The 491-nt window shown below is 66.4% G+C and carries 1 protein-coding gene; it reads right to left on the reverse strand.

The features are described 5' to 3' along the window. Positions 1-66: 66 nt before the first annotated feature. Positions 67-318 (reverse strand): hypothetical protein, encoded by a 252-nt coding sequence (locus HWY05_RS37795; RefSeq protein WP_176061495.1) that lies wholly within the window; start codon positions 316-318, stop codon positions 67-69. Positions 319-491: the final 173 nt, after the last annotated feature.

The raw sequence follows: 491 nt of genomic DNA on the forward strand, positions 1-491 counted from the left end.
CAAGATCACCAATTTCCAGGCCGGCGACATGCTCAACTTCGTGGCGCAGAACGGCATCAGCAGCGTCTACGATACGTCCACCGGCACGCTGACGCTGAGCACCGGCTCCGGCACGGCGACCATCGCGCAATGGCAGGCCGCGCTCGAATCGGTGACGTTCTCGAGCTCTCTGACCTCGCCCAATCTCTCGACCACCACGCGCACCGTCTCGTTCTCGTTCAACGACGGCACCTTCGTCAGCAACATCGCCACGCGCAACGTGACGGTCACGGCGGTCGACCAGAGCCCGGTGCTGAGCGAAGGCGGCGCGACCAGCACCAGCTATCTCGCCGGCAGTGCCGCCGGGGCATCCGACCATCGACCTGGTCTTCGACGACGTGGGCGAGGAGCAAGGCGCGCTTGCCAGTCACGACTTCACGGACGACGCCACGCCGACCCTGCAGGGCCGGGCCGAGGTGGGCGCCAAGGTGGAGATCTACGATGGTGGCCTG

The organism is Paraburkholderia sp. BCC1876 (assembly GCF_902833695.1).
Taxonomy (GTDB): Bacteria; Pseudomonadota; Gammaproteobacteria; order Burkholderiales; family Burkholderiaceae; genus Paraburkholderia.